Raw genomic sequence first — 19308 nt, 5'->3', positions numbered from 1 at the left:
GGGAACGTGCACACACAGCGGCGGCGCTGCGATCCCAACATAACCGCACAGCAACAACCATTGACAAGTGTCCAGGATGTTTCTCTACTGTGAACGCTCACAGAAGCATGGCAGGGACTCGCGGCAGGTGAGCGCCCGGGTCATGTGAACGTGCACATCTGCACGGCAGGTCCCCGCAGCGGGCGGGGACCCAGGTCAGGGGAGAAACCATGCCGCACACGAAGCGTCGTCGCCTCGTGACAACCGCCCTCGCCGTCGCGCTCGGCGCGACCACCCTCGCCGCCTGCGGCTCCGGGGACGACAGCAGGTCCGAGTCCGGTCCGGTCTCGCTGACGTACTGGACCTGGACGCCCGGCATGGACAAGGTCGTCGACCTGTGGAACAAGGGGCCCGGGAAGAAGGACCGGATCACCGTCACGGTGAAGAAGCAGGCGTCCGGCGACACGCTCGTCACCAAGATCCTCACCGCGCACAAGGCGAAGAAGGCCCCGGACCTGGTGCAGGCCGAGTACCAGGCGCTGCCGACACTGGTCAGCAATGACGCGCTGGCCGACATATCCAAGGAAGTCGGCGACGTGAAGAGCAAGTTCGCCGACGGCGTCTGGCAGCAGACCACGCTCGGCACGGACGCGGTCTACGCGGTCCCGCAGGACATCGGCCCGATGATGTTCTACTACCGCGCGGACCTGTTCAAGAAGTACGGCCTGACGGTGCCGACCACCTGGGACGAGTTCGCGCAGGTCGCCCGGCAGCTGAGGAAGAAGGCGCCGGACAAGTACCTGACCACCTTCTCCGCCAATGACTCCGGTCTCTTCGCCGGTCTCGCCCAGCAGGCCGGCGCCAAGTGGTGGACCACATCCGGCGACAAGTGGAAGGTCGCCATCAACGACGCCGCCACCCAGAAGGTCGCCAGGTTCTGGGGCGGGCTGGTCAGGGAAGGCGTCATCGACAACCAGCCGATGTACCAGCCGGCCTGGAACAAGGCGCTCGACACGGGCGAGGAGATCGCCTGGGTCAGCGCCGTGTGGGCGCCGGGCACGCTGACCACGGCAGCCCCGGACACCAAGGGCAAGTGGGCCATGGCCCCGCTCCCCCAGTGGTCGCAGGGCCAGGACGTGACCGGCAGCTGGGGCGGCTCCTCCACGGCCGTCACCACCGACTCCGCGCACAAGGACGCCGCCGCCGAGTTCGCCGCCTGGCTGAACACCGACCACGACGCCCTCAACGCGCTGGCGAAGGACGGCGGTATCTACCCCGCCTCCACCTCCGCCCAGCTCAGCGGCGCGTTCACCACCCCGCCGGCGTTCTTCTCCAACCAGCCCGACTTCTACACCAAGGCCGCCGACATCGCGAAGACCACGGCGCCTTCCGCCTGGGGCCCGAACGTGAACGTCGCCTACGCGACCTTCAACGACGCGTTCGGCGCCGCCGCCAAGAACAAGTCGGACTTCGTCACCGCCCTGAACAGGATGCAGGACGCCACGGTCGCCGACATGAAGAAGCAGGGCTTCGGGGTCTCTCGGTGAGCAGCACGGCAGGCCGGAGGTCGTACGGGGTCAAGGGGGCCCCGTACGCCTTCCTCGTTCCGGCAACGATCCTCTTCGCCCTCTTCTTCGCGCTGCCCATCGGGTACGCCCTCTGGCTCAGCTTCCGCAAGATCCACGTCTCCGGCCTGGGCCTCGGGTCCGGGGCGCGGCACGAGGTCTGGGCCGGCTTCGAGAACTACACCGAGGCCTTCCAGGACAGCGAGCTGCTGCACGGCGCGCTGCGCGTGCTCGGGTACGGCTGCATCGTCGTACCGGTGATGCTCGGTCTCGCGCTGCTGTTCGCGCTGATGCTGGACTCGGAGAAGGTGCGGCTCGCCCCGTTCACCCGGCTCGCGATCTTCCTGCCGTACGCCATCCCCGGTGTGGTGGCCGCGCTGATGTGGGGCTTCCTGTACCTGCCGTCCGTCAGCCCCTTCTACTACGTCCTGCAGAAGCTGCACCTGCCGCAGCCGAACCTGCTGGACGGCGGCCCGCTCTACGTCGCCCTGTCGAACATCGCGGTCTGGGGCGGCACCGGCTTCAACATGATCGTCATCTACACCTCGCTCCGGTCGATCCCGGCCGAGGTGTACGAGGCGGCGAGGCTCGACGGCGCCACCCCGCTGCAGATCGCGCTGAAGATCAAGGTCCCGCTGGTGGCACCCTCGCTGGTGCTGACGTTCTTCTTCTCGATCATCGCGACGCTCCAGGTGTTCAACGAGCCGACCACCCTCCACCCGCTGACCAATTCCGTGAACCTGAGCTGGAGTCCGCTGATGAAGGTGTACCAGGACGCCTTCCACCGGAACGACATCTACTCGGCGGCGGCCGAGGCGACGCTGATCGCCCTGGCCACCCTGGTGCTGTCCTTCGGGTTCCTGCGGGCTGCGAACCGCCGTGACAAGCAGGAGGAGGCGCGGTGAGTTCTCTTGCCGTCCGCAAGGCCGCCCCGGCCGCGGGCACCTCGCCCGGAACCGCGCAGGCCCCGCCGTTGCGCCACCGGATCGCCCTGGTCCCGACGATCACCCTGCTGATCGGCGCGATCTACATGCTGCTGCCGGTCGCCTGGGTGGTGATCGCGTCCACCAAGTCCGGCCACGAGCTGTTCTCCACCTTCACCTTCCTGCCCGGCTCCGGCTTCACCGGCAACATCAAGGACCTCAACGCCTACCGAGGCGGCATCTACTGGACGTGGATGGGCAACTCCGCGCTGTACGCCGGTCTCGGCGCCCTGCTGTCGACCGCCGTCTCGGCGTTCAGCGGCTACGCCCTCGCGACCTACCGCTTCAAGGCCCGCGAGACGATCTTCAACGTCCTGCTCGCGGGCGTACTGATGCCGCCGGTGATCCTCGCCATCCCGCAGTACCTGCTGCTGGCGAAGGCGAATCTCACGGACTCCTACCTGTCCGTGCTGCTGCCACAGATCCTCTCCCCCTACGGCGTCTACCTCGCCCGGATCTACGCGTCAGCCGCCGTCCCCGCCGACGTGGTGGAGGCCGGGCGGATGGACGGGGCGAGCGAGTGGCGGATCTTCACCCGGATCGCGCTGCCCATGATGATCCCGGGCATGGTCACGGTGTTCCTGTTCCAGTTCGTCGCGATCTGGAACAACTTCCTGCTGCCGTACATCATGCTCAGCGACGACGAGAAGTTCCCGCTCACGCTGGGTCTGTACACGCTGCTGGAGCAGGGCTCCAACACCCCCGCGCTGTACACGCTGGTGATCACGGGCGCGTTCCTCGCGGTCCTGCCGCTGATCGCGCTGTTCCTGGTGATTCAGCGGTTCTGGAGCCTCGACCTGCTCTCCGGGGCCGTAAAGTCATGACCATGAGCAATTCGGGGGGCCGGCGCAAACCGCCGACGATCCACGACGTGGCGCGGGAGGCAGGCGTCTCGCGCGGCACCGTCTCGCGTGTGCTCAACGGCGGGCACTACGTCAGCCCCGCCGCGGCCGAGGCGGTCAACGCCGCCATCCGCAGGACCGGGTACGTGGTGAACCGGCACGCCCGCTCGCTGATCACCGGCCGCTCCGACTCGGTCGGCTTCCTGCTGACCGAGCCGCAGGAGCGGTTCTTCGAGGACCCCAACTTCAATGTGCTGCTGCGCGGTTGCACCCAGGCGCTGGCCGCGCACGACGTCCCGCTGCTGCTGATGATCGCGGGCACCGAGGACGAACGGCGGCGCATCACGCGGTACATCACCGCCGGGCATGTCGACGGGGTGCTGCTGGTCTCCAGCCACTCGGGCGATCCGGTCGCGGAGGAACTGCGGGAGGCGGGCGTGCCGCTCGTCGCCTGCGGCAAGCCGATCGGCCTTGGCTCGAAGGTGAGTTACGTGGCCGCCGACGACCGGGACGGGGCCCGGGACATGGTCCGGCATCTGCTGTCACTGGGGCGTCGGCGGATCGGTGTGGTCACCGGTCCGCTGGACACCCCCGGTGGTGTGGAGCGGCTCGCCGGGTACAAGGAGGTGCTGGCCGAGGCGGGCCTCGGGGTCGACGAGAGCCTGATCGTCTCCGGGGACTACAGCCGGGCGAGCGGTGAGGCGGGCGCGGAGCGGCTGCTGGCGCAGGCACCGGACATGGACGCCGTGTTCGTCGCCTCCGACCTGATGGCGCAGGGCGTGCTGGCCGCGCTGCACCGCGCGGGCAAAAAGGTGCCGGATGACATCGCTGTCGGCGGCTTCGACGACTCCCCGGCGGCTACGGCCGCGACGCCCCAGCTCACCACGATCCGGCAGCCGTGGGACCGGATCAGCAACGAGATGGTGCGGGTGCTGCTCGCGCAGATCGGCGGGGAGGATCCGGCGGCGGTGATCCTTCCTACGGAGTTGGTGCGGCGCGCTTCCGCGTGAGCCGGGGCGGCCACTGGGGTGCCGGGAAACGTCGTCGGGCGTCTGCGGCTCAGTCGTGGCCGGCCGCGCCGTTCCCCGCGCCCCTACGGGCGCGACCGCGCCCGTCTCGGAAGCTCCCGCAACCGGTCAGGATCGGAGAAGCCGGAGCGGGCTCCCCGGTCCTAGCGTGAGGGCACCGACGGAAAACCCGTCGGGCCACGCGCCTCAGAAAAAGGAGAGTCCCATGACCGCCGGCGTGCAGACGATCATCTACCCCGTGAAGGACAAGGACCGCGCCAAGGCCCTGTTCACCGCCCTCCTGGGTGTCGAGCCGTACGCGGACGAGCCCTACTACGTCGGTTTCAAGGCCGAGGGACAGGACGTCGGCCTCGACCCGAACGGGCATGCCCAGGGACTGACCGGGCCGGTGCCGTTCTGGCACGTCACCGATCTCCGGGAGCGCCTCGCGGCCCTGCTGGCGGCGGGCGCCGAGGTCGTCCAGGACGTGCGGGACGTCGGCAACGGCAGGCTGATCGCCTCGGTCAAGGACCCCGACGGCAACCCGATCGGCCTCCTCCAGGACCCGGTCGCCTGAGCACCGCCCCTCGGCTCGCCCCGCCGCATGTACCCGCACTAGTTGCACACTCAACGATTGGCCGGATCGGTGCTACGGTGCGGGTATGGCAGTCAAGACGGCCGACGCCCGGCTCGAGGAGCGGTGGCGGGACATCCTCGCCGTGCACGCCCGCACCATGTGCGAGATCGACCGGTCCCTGCATCCGCACGGGCTGGGCGCCAGCGACTTCGAGGTGCTGGACATCCTGGCGACCGAGTCGCCCGCGCAGGGCGACCAGTGCCGGGTGCAGAACCTGGTCGGGCGGGTTCATCTCACCCAGAGCGCGCTGTCCCGGCTGATCGGCCGGCTGGAGAAGGACGGGCTGGTGGAGCGCTCGGTCTGCGCGGAGGATCGCCGCGGGGTGTGGGTGGCGCTCACCCCGAAGGGCCGCGCCCTGCACGCCGAGGTGCTGCCGCTCCAGCGCGCCGTGCTGGAGCGCATGCTGACCGGTCTGGAGCGCCAGGGCAGCCGGCAGGACCAGTAGGGCCTGTCGTCACATTCCCCGCAGGACCGGTGGAGCGCCGGCTCGGCCGTCTACAGCACCAGCTCCGCCCCGTCGGGCAGGATCTCCACGCCCTCCTCGGCAATGCGGGCGCGGGCCGGGGAGGCGGGGTCGAGCAGCGGGTTCGTGTTGTTGAGGTGGGTGTAGATCCGGCGTGCGCCGGGATGCCGGGCCAGGGCGGCGAGGGTGCCGTCCGGGCCGCTGACCGGCAGATGGCCCATGGCGGCCTGGCGGGCCGGGGTCCGTACCGTCATGCCCATCTCGTCGGCCGCGTAGAAGGTGCCGTCCAGCAGCACGCAGTCGGCCTCGGCGCACAGCTCGTCCAGGTCCGGACTCCAGGTGCCCACACAGGGCGCGTAGACCAGCACTCCCCCGCTGGCCAGGTCCTCGACCCGGTACGCCGTCACCCACGGGGCGGACGGCTCCGGCGCCTGCACCGGCACGTACTTCGGGATCTTCGCGCCCAGCGGATGGGCCGTGACCACCAGCCCGCCGGCCAGCACGAACCCGCCGTCGGCCAGGCTGTCCGCCCACTCCCAGGGAGCGTATCGGTCCAGGGCGGCCCGGGCGGGTGCCAGCACGGCGTGGACCGGCGGGGCGGCGTAGACCTTCAGCCGCGCCGCCCCGCGCAGCTCGGCCATGCCGGTGACGTGGTCGGCCTCGGCGTCGGTGAGCAGGACGCCGCGGAGCGGGGTGTCCCGGGGGCCGGGGCCGGGCCACAGCGCCGGTGTGGCGGTGAGCTGGATACGCAGATCGGGCGAGGCGTTCAGCAGCCACCAGTCGCGGCCGTTGCCCGTGACGGCGGCGCACTCCTGGGTGCGGGAGGGCAGCTTGCCGTCCCTCGCCGCCGTACACAGTGAGCAGGCGCAGTTCCACTGCGGGAAGCCGCCACCGGCGGCGGTGCCCAGCAGGACGACCCTCACGACCCCCACTCCTTCGCGCGCCGTGGTCTGTCCGTCGCCGGGGATCTTCCCCTTCCGGCGACGTGTGACCACCCCTTGGCAGGGGTCAGTTCCGGCCGTCCTTCGGCCGATGCGCGGTTGTCCACGGGGGCGGGGGCGGTTGTGTGTCAGCGGGCCAGCAGCGTGCGTACCCCCTGGGACGTGAGCGTCAGGGCGTGCGTGGAGTTGCCGTCTATGGCCAGGGAGAGGTCCTCGTCGGGCCACTGGGAGGCCAGGGCGCCGAGGGGGATGAGACGGTACCGGGAGACGAAGGGCAGGAGCCCGGCCATCTCGCCCTCCGTGGTGAAGACGGGCACGACCGGGCCCCCTCCGGGCTGTTCCAGAACGGGCAGGGCCACGGTCGTGGCGTCGGCGCCCTCTCCGTCGACCGCGTCGTCCGGCACGGGGACGAGCACGTCACTGTGGGCGAGGACGTCCAGCGCGGCCTCGTCCTCGGCGTTCACGGCCAGCGTGTCCAGCGCCTGCTGGGCCGGCGTCGGCAGGTCGTTGTGTGCGGGTGTCTCCATGGCAGGTCCCCAGGTAGCGACGGTCGTACGGGCCACCCGGGGCGGAACCGCACCCGGGCGTGCTCCGCCTCGCGTACCCGGTGGGTCGTGGGGCATGCGTGCGGATCGGCGGGAGATCCGATGGTGCCCGGGAGCGGTGGTGGCCTGGGATCGAGGAAGCCGGCCGGTGAAAGTGGTCGTCCCCACGCGGGACCGCGCGGACAGGCCCTGGCTCGGCCGTATGCCGATGCAGCCATGGTTCCGCGAGCCCAAGAGGGGCGGCTTCACCGCCTCCCTCCGCGACCCGGTGCCCGAGCGGACCCGTTCGCCAGTGCCGGTGGGTGCCCGGTACGCCGGTACAGCCCCGGCCCGGCAATCAGGATCCGACGGCATGGGCGTGGTTCCTCGCCTGCTGGGACGCGGCCTGCGCGACCGGGTGCCGGAGGAGTGTGTCGGGGAAGGAACCGTCGGCCGCGTGACTGGGACGCCGTGCCCTGGGGAACCAGTCCCGCGGCGCGCGGCGCAGCAGCTCCGCCTCCCCGGTGTCGACCAGCCGCCCGCAGACCCGCTGCTCCCATGGTCGGGCCGCAGCCCGGCCCGCAGGAGCAGCTCGGTGAGCGGTTCCTCGCCGAGGCCGCGGGCGGCCGGCTCGCGGATCACCGGCCCCGGCGGCAGGTAACTGCACTCGTACGACACCACGGCCCCGTCGCGACCAGCTCGCGGATCCGCCCCCCCCGTACACGAACTCGCCCTCCCCCAGACGGAGTTCGGCGGCGTGGGCGCTCTCTCGTGCGTCTCGTGTGCGGCGAGGGCGCGCACGCTGGTGGCCACGCCCCGCACGGCCCGGGCGCGGGCCCCGGCGAGCCGGTCCTCCGGCGGCCCGCCGGCGAAGAGGACGTACGAGCCCTTGCCGGTGCGGGTGGTGATCAGGCCTCCTCGGACAGTTCGGCGAGGGCCGCGCGCACGGCCGTACGGCTGACGCCGAACCGCTCGGCGAGGACGTGTTCGCCGGGCAGCCGCGCACCGGCCCGGCCGCTGCCGTCGCGGATCTCCCGGGCGAGGATCCGGCTGATCCGCTGGTGCTCGAGCGGAACGCCGGTCACGGCCCGGCCTCGGCGAGCAGCTCGTCGACCGTGGTGACCCGGACCAGCGGCCGGTACAGCTCCATGATCTGCAGGGCCTTGAGGTGGGAGTCGTCGTCCGCGCCCGCGCAGGCGTCCGCGACCACCAGCACCTCCGTGCCGGCGTCGGCGGCGGCCAGGGCGGTGGAGAGCACACAGCACTCGGTGCTGACACCGGCCAGGACCAGACGGTCGTCCGGGCCGACGCGCGCGGCGAGTTCCGGGATCCACTTGCCGAAGGTGGTGGCGTCCACGACGTGGTCGGCCAGGCCGGCGAACTCGCCGGAGAGCCGCCAGAGTTCGGCGTCCGGGGGCTGCCGGGCGAAGGGCCACTGGTCGTAGTACGCGCGCCAGGCCCCGGCCGGTTCCCCGGGGGCCAGGAAGCGGGTGAAGGTGACGCGGCCCGCGAAGGCCGGCAGCAGGCTGCGCACCCCCGCCGCCGCGTCGGCGTACCGGGGCGTGGCCCATGGGCTCGCCGGGTCGGCGAAGACACGCTGCATGTCGATGACGGCGAGGTGTCCGCCGGTCATGCGTGGAGCACCTCCTCGTCGGTCACCGGGCTCGGTGCCCGCGCCTCCTGGGCGTGGACCCGGCCCCGGCCCGTCAGCAGGTGCCCGAGGAAGGCGACGGCCAGCGACACCAGGACGCCGAGGTTGGCGTAGGCCCAGGCACCGGCCCTGCCGCCGAGGCCCACGGGGCCGAGGAGGTAGCCCTGCCAGGTGAGCCAGCTCGCGGCGGTGTTGGTGACCAGGCCCCAGCCGACGGCCGTGGCGGCGAGGGTGAGGAGCAGGGGCGCCGGGGCGATGTCGCCGTAGCGGCCGTGCGGGCGGTAGAGGTCGCCGTCGTCGTAGTCGCGGCGGCGCAGGGCGAGGTCGGCGAGGACGATGCCGCACCAGGCGGCGATGGGGACGCCGAGCGTGGTGAGGAAGCCCATGAACTGGCCGAGGAAGTCGCCGGCGAAGAACACGATGTAGACCGAGCCGGCGATCATCAGGACGCCGTCGAGGAGAGCGGCCAGATAGCGGGGCACCGGCAGGCCGGCGGAGAGCAGGGCGAGGCCCGAGGAGTAGATGTCGAGGACTGCGCCGCCGACCAGGCCGAGCACGGCGACCACGGCGAACGGCACCAGGAACCAGGTGGGCAGGATCGTGGTGAGCGCGCCGATCGGGTCGGCCGCGACGGCCTTGCTCAGCGCTTGGGAGGAACCGGCCAGCAGCAGGCCGAAGACCAGCAGGAGCAGGGGGGCCGCCGAGGCGCCGAAGGTGGTCCAGCCGATCACCCCGCGGCTGGAGGAACTCCGGGGCAGATAGCGGGAGTAGTCGGCGGCGGCGTTCACCCAGCCCAGGCCGAAGCCGGTCATCATGAACACCAGCGCGCCGATGAACTCCTGCGCGGAGCCGGACGGCACGGCGCTCACCGTGCTCCAGTGGATGTGGCCGGCGACGAGGGCGACGTAGACGACGGTGAGGAAGCCGGTGACCACGGTGATCACCGTCTGCAGCCGCATGATCAGGTCGAAGCCCATGACTCCGCCGACGACGGTCAGCGCGGCCACGACCGCGAGGGCGGCGATCTCGGTCCCGGTGCCGCCGCCCCAGCCGAGGCGGCCGAGGACGGTCGCGGTGGCCATCGTGGCGAGCGCGGTGAGGACGGTCTCCCAGCCGACGGTGAGCATCCAGGAGATCACGGACGGCAGCCGGTTGCCGCGCACTCCGTACGCCGCCCGGCTGAGCACCATCGTGGGCGCCGAGCCGCGCTTCCCGGCGACCGCGACGACCCCGCACAGCAGGAACGAGCCGGCGATGCCGAGCACTCCGGCCGCGAGGGCCTGCCAGAAGGAGATCCCGAAGCCGAACGCGAAGGCGCCGTAGCTCAGGCCGAGTACGGAGACGTTGGCGCCGAACCAGGGCCAGAACAGCGAACGCGGGGTGCCCTTGCGCTCCGCGTCCCCGATGACGTCGAGGCCGTGAGTCTCCACCTGCAGCGGGCGGCCGGCGGATCTGCCGCCGGTGCTGTCGAGCGGTTCCTGCGGTTGCGTCATCGCCGAGCCACCTGCCCTACCTGTCCAGACGTGTCCCCTCACGCTAGAGCCGGGCCGGCGGGCCGTCAGGCCTTTTCGTCCAACGGCCCGGCCGGTCCTCGTGGGTTCAGCGGTCGAACTCCTCCTGGATCGGTGTCCTCGGCTCCTCCCGCAGGTGCTGGGAGAGTCCCGGCTTGCCGCCCTCCCGTGCCTGTTCCGCGCGCTGTGCGGCGGTGCGGTCGAGGTCGGAGTCCGGATCCACCCGTACCGACCTCGCCACGTCCTCGCGGCCGGTGTACTGCTCGGCGGGGATGCCGCGCAGGGCCTTGACGACCTCGTCCGACGCGCCCGCCTCACGCGCGGCCGTGACCAGGCGGTCCTTGTCGGCCGGGTACGACACGTCCTTCAGCGCGGCCAGCACCTCGGGGACGCTGGTGCGTGCCGTGCTCATGGCTCCTCCTCACTCGTCGCCTTCCTCGGCGTTCTCGTCCGCGGTGTCCTCGCCCTCGGCCTGGGACGGAGTCGTACGCGACGGCTGCTCGGCCTCCGCGCTGCCCGGCTCCCGCTCGCCCTCGGCCTGCGAAGGGGTGCTCTCGCTCAGGGGGCCTCCCACACGCGTCCGTGCCGGTTCCAAAGCCCTCGGGTACCCGTCCGTCACGGGTCCCAAGACAGGGGGAGATCCGTGAATCCGCTGCCAGTGGGTGGGTACCTGGGCAGTCCCGGCGCGGCGTTGCGGCGCCGGTGTACCGAGGACCATCTCACCGCCTGGAGGAGCCATGGCGGGTATCAACCCCCCTGACCTGCAGAAAGCGCTGTCCGGCGCGGAGTACCCGGCGAACTCCGACCAGCTTCGGAAGGTCGCCGAGAAGAACCACGCGTCCAAGGAGGTCACCGAGCGCATCGCGCACCTCGGGAAGAAGGAGTTCCAGAACCCCGCCGAGGTGAGCAAGGCCGTCTTCCAGAACGAATGACCGGCCGCGGTGTGCGGTGGCCGGGGCACCTCGCCCCGGCCACCGCGCGTTCCGCGCACACGCGGCCGGGCTCAGTCCTGCGCGCGCACGGCGGGCAGGCCCAGGGCGACCGGGCCGGCGGCGCCCCCGGCCTTGCACGTGTCGTGGCAGTCCTTCTCCAGGCTGCAGCACAGCGAGCAGATCGCGCCGTGGTGGAAGGGGCAGCCGGCCATGTCCGGCCGTTCGAAGCCGGTCGCGCACACCGAGCAGGTCAGGGTGGCCGCCGAGGGCAGCCCGTCGGGTCCGAGCAGCGGCTCGTCCAGAACGTCCGCGCGGGCGATGTAGTACTTGCCCTTCGTGAGCACGGCGAACAGCGGCGAGAGCACCATGGCGAGGAACAGCGCGATGAAGGGGGAGAACGCCTTGCCGAAGGCGTCGAAGTACGCGGCGATGGACACCGCCGACGCGATCAGCATGGAACCGAAGCCGACCGGGTTGAAGTGGTGCAGGTGGGCCCGCTTGAACTCGATGTACGACGGGCTCAGCTTCAGCGGCTTGTTGATGACCAGGTCGGCGACGACCGCGCCGATCCAGGCGATCGCCACGTTGGAGTAGAACCCGAGGACGGTGTTGAGGAAGCCGAAGACGCCGCCCTCCATCAGGGCGAGGGCGATGCCCACGTTGAGGAAGATGTAGACGACGCGGCCGGGGTGACGGTGGGTCAGCCGGGAGAAGAAGTTCGACCAGGACAGCGAACCGGAGTAGGCGTTCGTGGAGTTGATCTTCACCTGGGAGAGGATGACGAAGAAGGTGGCCAGCCCCAGGGCGACGGGCGCGGCGAAGGTCCCGAACCCGTGGACGTACTGCTGGATCGGCTCGTTGGCCTTGGCCAGCCCCACGCTCGAGGCGATGCAGAAGGCGAGGAAGGCGCCGCCGATCTGCTTCAGCGCGCCCAGCACCACCCACCCGGGCCCGGCACCGAGGACCGCGGCCCACCACTGCCTGCCGTTGCCGGCCGTCCTGTCGGGCATGAAGCGCAGGTAGTCGACCTGCTCCCCGATCTGCGCGATCAGCGACAGGGCGACGCCGGCGCCCGCCCCGACCCCGAGCATGCTGATGCTCGACCCGGTGGGCGAGTTGCCCGCGAAATGCGTGAACTCGGCGAACTTCCCGGGCTCCTGGATCGCGATGGACACGAACGGCGCGACCATCAGCACCAGCCAGACCGGCTGGGTCCACACCTGCATCTTCGACAGCGCGGTCATGCCGTACACGACGAGCGGCAGGATGATCAGCGAGCAGATGACGTAGCCCACGGGCAGCGGTATGTGCAGGCCCAGTTCGAGCGCCTGCGCCATGATCGAGCCTTCCAGGGCGAAGAAGATGAAGGTGAAACTCGCGTAGATCACCGAGGTCAGCGTCGAGCCCAGATATCCGAATCCGGCGCCCCGGGTCAGCAGGTCCATGTCGATGGAGTACTTCGCCGAGTAGTACGAGATCGGGATGCCGGTGAGGAAGATGACCACCGCCGCGGTCAGGATCGCCACCATGGCGCTGGCGAAGCCGTGGGAGACGGCGATCGAGCCGCCGATGGCGAAGTCCGCGAGATAGGCGATGCCGCCGAGGGCCGTGGTGGCCACGACGTACGGCGTCCAGCGGCGGAAGGACTTGGGCGCGTAGCGCAGCGAGTAGTCCTCCAGGGTGTCGTTCTGCGTCCACCCGTTGTACGTCCGGGCGCCCGGGGAGGACGGCGGGGCTGGCGGCGCCTGATTGTCGACGGTCTCCGTCACGGCTGCTCCCTCTTCCTGCGGTCCGCCTCGGTGGCCCCGAGGCGTTGCAGGGAAGGTTCGCGCCGCGTCATTACTGCGCCGTTTCGCCTCCTTTACGACGGCGGACATGCTGAGGGGGATCGCCGCTGGTCACCGGCGCGGGGCCGTCGGGTGCGGGTGCATTTCCCCTTCCTTCCCGGTGGCCTTCCGCTTCCTTCTCGGTGGCCTTCCGCGCGGTGGCCGGCTCGGGCAGGGTGCGCAGCAGGAGCCGGCTCAGCGCCGGCATGAGGATGAGCGGGGTCAGGGCGGTCCGCGGGGTGGTGGCGTCGGCGAGCCTGCCGATGAGCGGGCTCGCGAGACCGCCGACGCTGACGGCCAGGCCCAGGGTGATGCCTCCCGCCGTACCGACGCGGGCGCGCAGACAGTCCTGGCCGAGCGTGACCCGGAGGGAGAACGGCACGTACAGGCCGGCGGAGGTCAGCGCCACGCACGCGTACAGCGCGGGACCAGCGACGAACACCACACCCGCGACCGCCGCTACGGAGACCAGGTAGGACCAGCGGCACACCGTGACCCGGTCCCACCGCTCCGCCGGCGCGCCGCCCAGCACGGAGCCGACGGCGCCGCCGAGATGGAGCACGAACAGCGCGGCGGTGCCGGCGGCCGCGCTTCCTCCGAGGCGCTGCCCGGCGTACAGGGAGAGAAAGCTGCTCAGCCCGATGAACACGACCGAGCGGCACACCACGACCAGCGACAGCTTCACGAACGACGGCGTGCGGTTACAGCCCCGCCCGCCGGCGCCGTACCGCCCGCGCGGACGGCTGTCGCGCCCCTGTGCGCGGTCGCGTGGTCCGGAGTGCGGCGGCCCGGGTAGGCGGTACGCACGTTCACACGCACGCCCACCCGGCGCGGCGTGGCGCGTTCGGCGCGGGAGCGGGCGGCGGTGAGGATGGCGGGCGGGAGCAGCCGGCTGGGAGGTGGGTATGACGGTGCAGCGGATCGGCCTGGTGGTGCACGGCGGCCGGGCCGAGGCCGTGGCCGCCGCGCAAGTGGTGCGCGAGTGGTGCGCGGAGCACGCCGTGGGGTGCGCGGACATCGACGTGTGGCGGGAGGGGGCGCGGCACAGCGCCCGGGAGGAGGTCGACGCGGCGGGCGATCCCGACCTCATCGTCACCCTCGGCGGGGACGGCACCTTTCTGCGCGGCGCCCGGATGGCGGCCGAGAACGACGCCCTGGTCCTCGGCGTCGACCTCGGGCGCGTCGGCTTCCTCACCGAGGTCCCGGCCTCGGCGGTGCGCACGGCGCTGGACGCGGTCCGGTCCGAGCGGATCACCGTGGAGAGCCGGATGCTCCTCACCATGCGGGCGTCCTGCCGGCTGGAGGTGCCCGCGCAGATGGAGGCGCTGCTGCGGTACGGCCGCGGGCCGATGCTGCCGCCGCCCCGCGTGCGGTCGGAGTGCGAGGTCGGTGACGACTGGGGCGTCGCCCTCAACGTCACGGCTCTCAACGACGTCGTCGTGGAGAAGCTCGCCAGGGACCGGCAGGTGTCGGTGGGGGTGTATCTGGCCGGCCGGCTGCTGGCCAGCTACTCCGCCGACGCGCTCCTGGTGGCCACGCCGACGGGGTCCACCGCGTACAGCTTCGCCGCCGGCGGCCCGGTGGTCTCGCCGCGCGCGGAGGGGCTGGTCTTCACTCCGGTCGCGCCGCACATGGTGTTCAACCGCTCGGTCGTGGCCGCGCCCGACGAGCCCATCGCCCTGCGGGTCCTGGACCGGTCGGGACAGGCCGCCGTCAGCATCGACGGTCAGCTGCGCGGCGTGCTCGGCCCCGGGGACTGGATCGGCGTGTACGCCGCGCCACGCCGGCTGAAGGCGGTCCGGCTGGGCCCGATGGACTTCTACGGCCGGCTGCGCGAGCGGATGAACCTCACGGACGCGCCTGCCGCGCTAGCCGACGGGAAGGCCGCTCCCCTGTGGCCCATCACCTCACCCCGGCCGGGCGACCTGGCCCACCTCGCGCTGCCCCCGGCTCCCGAGGAGGGGCGTCGGCTGTCCTGAGAACCGGGGGCGGTGGGAACCCACAGCCCACACACCGGTCAACAGCCGTTCGCAGCCGTCCTCTTGGGCGGGGTGCGCGACGGGATCCCGGCCCCGCGCCGCGCTCATGCCCCCCGCCGGCGCCTCACGCGGTCACCGGGTCAGTCCGTCGTGGACGACTCCCGCTTCGGCAGCTTCCAGTTCGGTCGCGGGAAGTGGCAGGTGTAGCCGTTGGGGTAGCGCTCCAGGTAGTCCTGGTGCTCGGGCTCCGCCTCCCAGAAGTCGCCCACGGGTTCCACCTCCGTGACCACCTTCCCCGGCCACAGCCCGCTCGCCTCGACGTCCGCGATCGTGTCCAGGGCGACGCGGTGCTGTTCCTCGTCGCCGTAGAAGATGGCGGACCGGTAGCTGCGCCCGATGTCGTTGCCCTGGCGGTCCCGCGTGGTCGGATCGTGGATCTGGAAGAAGAACTCCAGGATGTCGCGGTAGCTCGTCACCGTGGGATCGAAGAGGATCTCGATGGCCTCGGCGTGGTCGCCGTGATCGCGGTACGTCGCGTTCGGTGTGTCACCGCCGCTGTAGCCGACGCGAGTGGAGACCACGCCCGGCTGCTTGCGGATCAGATCCTGCATGCCCCAGAAACAACCGCCCGCCAGGACGGCCCGCTCGGTTCCCACGGTCATCGGTCACTCCCTGAAGCTCGAGCCCGGCGCGGTCGTGGACGTGCCGGTTCCATGGTCACCCAGCCTAATACGGCCCACGCTCGTCCGGCCTTCGCCCCTGTCCGCGAACCTTCTGCCCGATCCGCACGCGGGTCCGGGCATCGGGAATCCGGATGGATCGAGTTGGTCTAGTCCTCTTGACGGGGTGACCCACCGGCGCTTTGGTATGTACCAACTCGGCTCGCACGGCACCACCACCCACCCCTCCACGCCCGAGGCACCCCCAGAAGGGGAACTGTCATGCACCTGGCAAGATTTGCGGCTTCCGCATGCGCGCTCACGCTCGCGGCCACCGGAGCCGTCGTGGCTTCGGCACCGGCCGGCAGCGCCGCGGCGGCGAGCAGCGTCTACTCCGTGGCTCCCTACGTCGACATGTCCAACAGTCAGGAAGGACTCCTCGACACCGCCATCACCGGACACCAACTCAAGGCCTACACCGCGGCGTTCGTGCTCGGTGAAGGCTGCAACCAGATCTGGGGCGACACCCTCCCCATCGGCAACGACTCCTACACCGACCCGGAGATCGCCAAGGCGAAGTCCGAGGGCGCCTCCGTCATCATCTCCTCGGGCGGGGCGAGCGGCGAGCCGCTCGCCTGGACGTGTTCCACCCAGAGCAGCATCGACGCCGGATACCAGGCCCTCATCAACGACTACGGCGTCACCCGGCTCGACTTCGACGTCGAGGGCGCCGCCGTCGCGGACACCGCGGCCACGGCCCGCCAGATGCAGGCGATGAAGGACCTCAAGGCGTCCAACCCCGGCCTGCAGTTCTCCATGACCCTGCCGGTACTGACCAGCGGCCTGACCAACGACGGCGTCAACATCCTCAAGGCCGCCAAGAACGCGGGCATCAGGATCGACGTGGTCAACATCATGGCCATGGACTACTACGCGGGCACGGGCACCGAGATGGGCCAGGGCGCGGTCGAGGCGGCCAGGGCCACGCTGGCACAGATGCAGTCCGTCGACTCCGGTTACACCTACGCCAATCTCGGGATCACCCCGATGATCGGCAAGAACGACGACGGTTCGACGTTCACCCTGGCCGACGCCCGGACCGTGGAGACCTTCGCCGCGCAGAACGGCGTCGGACGGCTCGCGTTCTGGTCCGTCAACCGCGACCAGCCGTGCAGCGGCAGCGCCAACTCCCTGCCCACGTGCAGCGAGATCAGCCAGAACAGCCTGGCGTTCACGGACGCGTTCGTGCCGTACGAGGGCACCTCGGGCGGCGGCGGGGGCACGACGAGTGACTTCTCCGTGTCCCTGTCGCCCGGCTCCGCCACGGTCGCCCAGGGCGGTTCCACGACCGCCACCGTCGCCACGGCCGTCACCTCCGGCAGCGCCGAATCCGTCAGCCTCTCGGCCTCCGGCGCGCCCTCCGGCGTCAGTGTCTCCTTCAGCCCCGGCTCCGTGACGTCCGGGGGCACCTCGACCCTGACGGCGACGGCCGGCTCCTCCGTGGCCGCGGGCACCTACCCGATCACCGTCACCGGCACCGCGGCCAGTGGCAGCCACAGCGCGACCTACACGCTCACCGTCACCTCCAGTGGCGGCGGGGGCGGGGGCGGCGGGGGCTCGCTGACCAACGCCGGCTTCGAAACCGGCGGTCTGAGCCCCTGGACCTGTACGGGCGGCAGCACGGTGGTCGCCGGCCCGGTCCACAGCGGCAGCCACGCCCTCCAGGTCACCCCGAGCTCCAGCGGGACCGGCGAATGCGACCAGACCGTCACCCTGTCCCCCAACCACGCCTACACGCTCAGCGGTTGGGTCCAGGGCCCCTACGCCTACCTCGGGGTCAGCGGCGGCGCCACCGCCGGCACCTGGTCCAGCAGCACGAGCTGGAACCAGCTGACCGTCAACTTCACCACGGGAAGCAGCGGAACGGTCACGGTCTACGTCCACGGATGGTACGGCCAGTCCGACGTCCACGCCGACGACTTCACCCTCGGCTAGAAGAACGCCACAGGTATGCGCTCCCCCGCATGCCGAACCCCGCCGTGTCCTGCTGTTCCGGCCGTGACGGTGTGCGCCTCGCCCACCGGGAACTGGGCGAGGGCAGGCCGCTGGTGCTGCTGCACGGCTTCACCGGGGACGGGACGCTGTGGCTGCTGAACGGCCAGGCGGAGGTGCTCGCGGCAGCCGGTCGTCGCGTGATCCTGCCGGACCTGCGCGGGCACGGCAGGAGCGCGAAGCCCCAGGGCGCCTCCGCCTGCCCCCCGGACGTGCCGGCCGAGGACGGCTTCGCTCTCCTCGACCACCTGGGGCTGACCGAGTACGACCTCGGGGGGTATTCGCTCGGTGCCCGGATCGTGGTGAGGATGCTGGTGCGCGGCGCGGCACCCGGCCGGGCCGCGGTCGCGGGCCAGGGCCTGCGTCAGGTGCTCGGCACGGGAGGCGGGGCGGGGGCGTCCCTGCGGCCGGTTCTCACCGGCTGGGGGACGTTCGAGCCGGGATCGCCGGAGGAGCGCTCCGAACGGTGGCTCCGGTCGGGCGACGCGGATCCGGTCGCGCTCCTCCACGTCCTCGACTCGCTCGTCGCCACGCCGGCCGAGCAGATGGGCCGGATCGACGTACCGACGCTCGTCGCGACGGGCGCCGACGATCCGCGCACCGCCTCGGCCGCCGAGCTGATCGAGGCGCTGCCCCACGCCACCGGGACCGTCGTCCCCGGAAACCACTGGACGGCGGCCGGCGCGCCGGAACTGGTCACGGCCATCGTGGACTTCCTCGCCGGCCGCCGGTGATCACCACCCGTCTCCGAGCACGCCCGGTACGGCGCTGCCCGGGGCCCTCGCAGCGGGGGCACGCGGCGCGGCGGGCCGTGGTGGGCGCCACCGCCGGGACCTACTGCGCCCCGTACACCGGCAGCGGGGGCTCCGCCTCGGCGACGAGTTTCAGGGCCGCCTCACCCGCCTCCGCCGGCGTCCAGCGGGCACCCTTGTCGATGGTGGGGCCCGGGCGCCAGCCCTGCATGACGGTGATGCGGCCGCCCTCGGACTCGAAGACGCGGCCGGTCACACCCGCGGAGGCGGCGGAGCCCAGCCAGACCACGAGCGGGGAGACGTTCTCGGGGGCCATGGCGTCGAAACCGCCGTCCTCCGGCGCGGCCATGGTCTCGGCGAAGGTGTGCTCGGTCATCCGGGTCCGGGCGGCCGGGGCGATGGCGTTGACCTGGACGCCGTAGCGCGCCAGTTCGGCGGCGGCGACCAGGGTCAGGCCGAGGATCCCGGCCTTGGCGGCGGAGTAGCCGCCCTGGCCGACGCTGCCCAGCAACCCGGCTCCGGAGCTGGTGTTGATCACGCGGGCCTCGGGAGTGCGGCCCGCCTTCGCCTCGGCACGCCAGTGCGCGGCGGCGTGCCTGAGCGGCAGGAAGTGGCCCTTGAGGTGGACGCGTACGACCGCGTCCCAGGCGTCCTCCTCGAGGTTGACGAGCATGCGGTCGCGCAGGAACCCGGCGTTGTTGACCAGGGTGTCCAGGCGGCCGTAGGTCTCCAGCGCGGTGGCGACGAGCGAGGCCGCGCCCTCGGCGGTGGCGATGTCGCCCCCGTGCGCGACGGCCTCGCCGCCGAGCGCGCGGATCTCGTCGACGACCTGCTGAGCCGGTCCGGCGGCCCCGCCGGTGCCGTCGAGGCCGACGCCGAGGTCGTTGACGACGACCTTGGCCCCCTCGGCGGCGAGAGCCAGGGCGTGTGCGCGGCCCAGGCCGCGGCCCGCGCCGGTGACGGCGGCCACGCGTCCGGTGCACAGTCCGGTCATGGGAAGGGTCC

20 protein-coding genes and 1 pseudogene are annotated in these 19308 nt (G+C 71.6%); 10 read left to right on the top strand and 11 right to left on the bottom strand.

The window, feature by feature from the left end; all coding sequences use genetic code 11:
- Positions 1 to 209: 209 nt before the first annotated feature.
- From FB563_RS39690 to FB563_RS39665, 6 genes are all read left to right on the top strand, one after another.
- Positions 210 to 1526, top strand: coding sequence for an ABC transporter substrate-binding protein (locus tag FB563_RS39690; protein ID WP_055705869.1), 1317 nt, complete (start codon positions 210 to 212; stop codon positions 1524 to 1526).
- Positions 1523 to 2449 carry a carbohydrate ABC transporter permease gene (locus FB563_RS39685; RefSeq protein WP_055705868.1) on the top strand — a complete coding sequence of 309 codons (927 nt, stop codon included), beginning with the start codon at positions 1523 to 1525 and terminating at the stop codon, positions 2447 to 2449. The genes FB563_RS39690 and FB563_RS39685 overlap by 4 nt, the downstream gene beginning before the upstream one ends.
- Positions 2446 to 3351: a carbohydrate ABC transporter permease gene (locus FB563_RS39680; RefSeq protein ID WP_055705867.1), complete on the top strand. Its 906-nt coding sequence runs from the start codon at positions 2446 to 2448 to the stop codon at positions 3349 to 3351. The genes FB563_RS39685 and FB563_RS39680 overlap by 4 nt, the downstream gene beginning before the upstream one ends.
- Positions 3348 to 4379 (top strand): LacI family DNA-binding transcriptional regulator, encoded by a 1032-nt coding sequence (locus tag FB563_RS39675; protein WP_055705866.1) that lies wholly within the window; start codon positions 3348 to 3350, stop codon positions 4377 to 4379. The genes FB563_RS39680 and FB563_RS39675 overlap by 4 nt, the downstream gene beginning before the upstream one ends.
- 223 nt (positions 4380 to 4602) lie before the next feature.
- Positions 4603 to 4953, top strand: a complete 351-nt coding sequence (locus tag FB563_RS39670; protein WP_055705865.1) for a VOC family protein — start codon at positions 4603 to 4605, stop codon at positions 4951 to 4953.
- Between the two features lie 85 nt (positions 4954 to 5038).
- Positions 5039 to 5458 carry a MarR family winged helix-turn-helix transcriptional regulator gene (locus FB563_RS39665; RefSeq protein ID WP_055705864.1) on the top strand — a complete coding sequence of 140 codons (420 nt, stop codon included), beginning with the start codon at positions 5039 to 5041 and terminating at the stop codon, positions 5456 to 5458.
- 50 nt (positions 5459 to 5508) lie between these two features.
- On the opposite strand, the gene pqqB is transcribed toward FB563_RS39665, so the two are convergent.
- From pqqB to FB563_RS43375, 7 genes are all read right to left on the bottom strand, one after another.
- Positions 5509 to 6399 carry a pyrroloquinoline quinone biosynthesis protein PqqB gene (gene pqqB / locus FB563_RS39660; protein WP_055705863.1) on the bottom strand — a complete coding sequence of 297 codons (891 nt, stop codon included), beginning with the start codon at positions 6397 to 6399 and terminating at the stop codon, positions 5509 to 5511.
- 146 nt (positions 6400 to 6545) lie between these two features.
- Positions 6546 to 6944: an SseB family protein gene (locus tag FB563_RS39655; protein ID WP_055705862.1), complete on the bottom strand. Its 399-nt coding sequence runs from the start codon at positions 6942 to 6944 to the stop codon at positions 6546 to 6548.
- Between the two features lie 905 nt (positions 6945 to 7849).
- Positions 7850 to 8026, bottom strand: coding sequence for a GntR family transcriptional regulator (locus tag FB563_RS44700; protein WP_234357716.1), 177 nt, complete (start codon positions 8024 to 8026; stop codon positions 7850 to 7852).
- A complete protein-coding gene (locus FB563_RS39645) occupies positions 8023 to 8574 on the bottom strand; it encodes a cysteine hydrolase family protein (protein WP_055705861.1) in 552 nt (183 codons plus the stop codon). Before FB563_RS39645 ends, FB563_RS44700 begins: the two co-directional genes overlap by 4 nt.
- Positions 8571 to 10085 (bottom strand): purine-cytosine permease family protein, encoded by a 1515-nt coding sequence (locus FB563_RS39640; RefSeq protein WP_055705860.1) that lies wholly within the window; start codon positions 10083 to 10085, stop codon positions 8571 to 8573. The genes FB563_RS39645 and FB563_RS39640 overlap by 4 nt, the downstream gene beginning before the upstream one ends.
- A 106-nt stretch (positions 10086 to 10191) precedes the next feature.
- Complete coding sequence (locus FB563_RS39635) at positions 10192 to 10515, bottom strand: DUF2795 domain-containing protein (RefSeq protein ID WP_055705859.1); 324 nt, start codon at positions 10513 to 10515, stop codon at positions 10192 to 10194.
- Between the two features lie 9 nt (positions 10516 to 10524).
- Positions 10525 to 10677, bottom strand: a complete 153-nt coding sequence (locus FB563_RS43375) for a hypothetical protein (RefSeq protein ID WP_159045501.1) — start codon at positions 10675 to 10677, stop codon at positions 10525 to 10527.
- 163 nt (positions 10678 to 10840) lie between these two features.
- On the opposite strand from FB563_RS43375, the gene FB563_RS39630 reads away from it, so the two are divergent.
- Positions 10841 to 11035 carry a DUF2795 domain-containing protein gene (locus FB563_RS39630; protein WP_055705858.1) on the top strand — a complete coding sequence of 65 codons (195 nt, stop codon included), beginning with the start codon at positions 10841 to 10843 and terminating at the stop codon, positions 11033 to 11035.
- Between the two features lie 71 nt (positions 11036 to 11106).
- Here FB563_RS39630 and FB563_RS39625 read toward each other — a convergent pair whose 3' ends face one another.
- Positions 11107 to 12804: a purine-cytosine permease family protein gene (locus tag FB563_RS39625; protein WP_142219239.1), complete on the bottom strand. Its 1698-nt coding sequence runs from the start codon at positions 12802 to 12804 to the stop codon at positions 11107 to 11109.
- Between the two features lie 70 nt (positions 12805 to 12874).
- Positions 12875 to 13591, bottom strand: a pseudogene (locus FB563_RS39620) (MFS transporter); the annotation flags it as partial.
- A 175-nt stretch (positions 13592 to 13766) separates the two neighbouring features.
- On the opposite strand from FB563_RS39620, the gene FB563_RS39615 reads away from it, so the two are divergent.
- Positions 13767 to 14840 carry an NAD(+)/NADH kinase gene (locus tag FB563_RS39615; RefSeq protein WP_055710308.1) on the top strand — a complete coding sequence of 358 codons (1074 nt, stop codon included), beginning with the start codon at positions 13767 to 13769 and terminating at the stop codon, positions 14838 to 14840.
- A 140-nt stretch (positions 14841 to 14980) separates the two neighbouring features.
- On the opposite strand, the gene msrA is transcribed toward FB563_RS39615, so the two are convergent.
- Positions 14981 to 15502, bottom strand: a complete 522-nt coding sequence (gene msrA, locus FB563_RS39610; RefSeq protein WP_055710307.1) for a peptide-methionine (S)-S-oxide reductase MsrA — start codon at positions 15500 to 15502, stop codon at positions 14981 to 14983.
- 342 nt (positions 15503 to 15844) lie between these two features.
- Between msrA and FB563_RS39605 the strand changes: the two genes are divergently transcribed.
- Both FB563_RS39605 and FB563_RS39600 read left to right on the top strand, forming a co-directional pair.
- Positions 15845 to 17494, top strand: a complete 1650-nt coding sequence (locus tag FB563_RS39605; RefSeq protein ID WP_244329075.1) for a carbohydrate binding domain-containing protein — start codon at positions 15845 to 15847, stop codon at positions 17492 to 17494.
- Positions 17495 to 17523: 29 nt separating this feature from the next.
- Positions 17524 to 18285, top strand: coding sequence for an alpha/beta fold hydrolase (locus tag FB563_RS39600; RefSeq protein WP_055709142.1), 762 nt, complete (start codon positions 17524 to 17526; stop codon positions 18283 to 18285).
- A gap of 100 nt (positions 18286 to 18385) precedes the next feature.
- On the opposite strand, the gene FB563_RS39595 is transcribed toward FB563_RS39600, so the two are convergent.
- Positions 18386 to 19297 carry an SDR family oxidoreductase gene (locus FB563_RS39595; RefSeq protein ID WP_055709143.1) on the bottom strand — a complete coding sequence of 304 codons (912 nt, stop codon included), beginning with the start codon at positions 19295 to 19297 and terminating at the stop codon, positions 18386 to 18388.
- Positions 19298 to 19308: the final 11 nt, after the last annotated feature.

The organism is Streptomyces puniciscabiei, from assembly GCF_006715785.1.
In the GTDB taxonomy this organism is placed as follows: domain Bacteria; phylum Actinomycetota; class Actinomycetes; order Streptomycetales; family Streptomycetaceae; genus Streptomyces; species Streptomyces puniciscabiei.
The sequence above is the reverse complement of the archived record's forward strand: the minus strand, read 5'-3'. Positions and strand labels throughout refer to the sequence as shown.

Excerpts from the sequence above, each read along its gene's own strand:
- FB563_RS39690 (WP_055705869.1), top strand. The coding sequence starts at position 210 with ATGCCGCACACGAAGCGTCGTCGCCTCGTGACAACCGCCCTCGCCGTC.
- FB563_RS39675 (WP_055705866.1), top strand. The coding sequence starts at position 3,348 with ATGACCATGAGCAATTCGGGGGGCCGGCGCAAACCGCCGACGATCCAC.
- FB563_RS39670 (WP_055705865.1), top strand. The coding sequence starts at position 4,603 with ATGACCGCCGGCGTGCAGACGATCATCTACCCCGTGAAGGACAAGGAC.
- FB563_RS39665 (WP_055705864.1), top strand. The coding sequence starts at position 5,039 with ATGGCAGTCAAGACGGCCGACGCCCGGCTCGAGGAGCGGTGGCGGGAC.
- FB563_RS39655 (WP_055705862.1), bottom strand. The coding sequence starts at position 6,944 with ATGGAGACACCCGCACACAACGACCTGCCGACGCCGGCCCAGCAGGCG.
- FB563_RS39645 (WP_055705861.1), bottom strand. The coding sequence starts at position 8,574 with ATGACCGGCGGACACCTCGCCGTCATCGACATGCAGCGTGTCTTCGCC.
- FB563_RS39640 (WP_055705860.1), bottom strand. The coding sequence starts at position 10,085 with ATGACGCAACCGCAGGAACCGCTCGACAGCACCGGCGGCAGATCCGCC.
- FB563_RS39635 (WP_055705859.1), bottom strand. The coding sequence starts at position 10,515 with ATGAGCACGGCACGCACCAGCGTCCCCGAGGTGCTGGCCGCGCTGAAG.
- FB563_RS39630 (WP_055705858.1), top strand. The coding sequence starts at position 10,841 with ATGGCGGGTATCAACCCCCCTGACCTGCAGAAAGCGCTGTCCGGCGCG.
- FB563_RS39615 (WP_055710308.1), top strand. The coding sequence starts at position 13,767 with ATGACGGTGCAGCGGATCGGCCTGGTGGTGCACGGCGGCCGGGCCGAG.
- msrA (WP_055710307.1), bottom strand. The coding sequence starts at position 15,502 with ATGACCGTGGGAACCGAGCGGGCCGTCCTGGCGGGCGGTTGTTTCTGG.
- FB563_RS39600 (WP_055709142.1), top strand. The coding sequence starts at position 17,524 with ATGCCGAACCCCGCCGTGTCCTGCTGTTCCGGCCGTGACGGTGTGCGC.
- FB563_RS39595 (WP_055709143.1), bottom strand. The coding sequence starts at position 19,297 with ATGACCGGACTGTGCACCGGACGCGTGGCCGCCGTCACCGGCGCGGGC.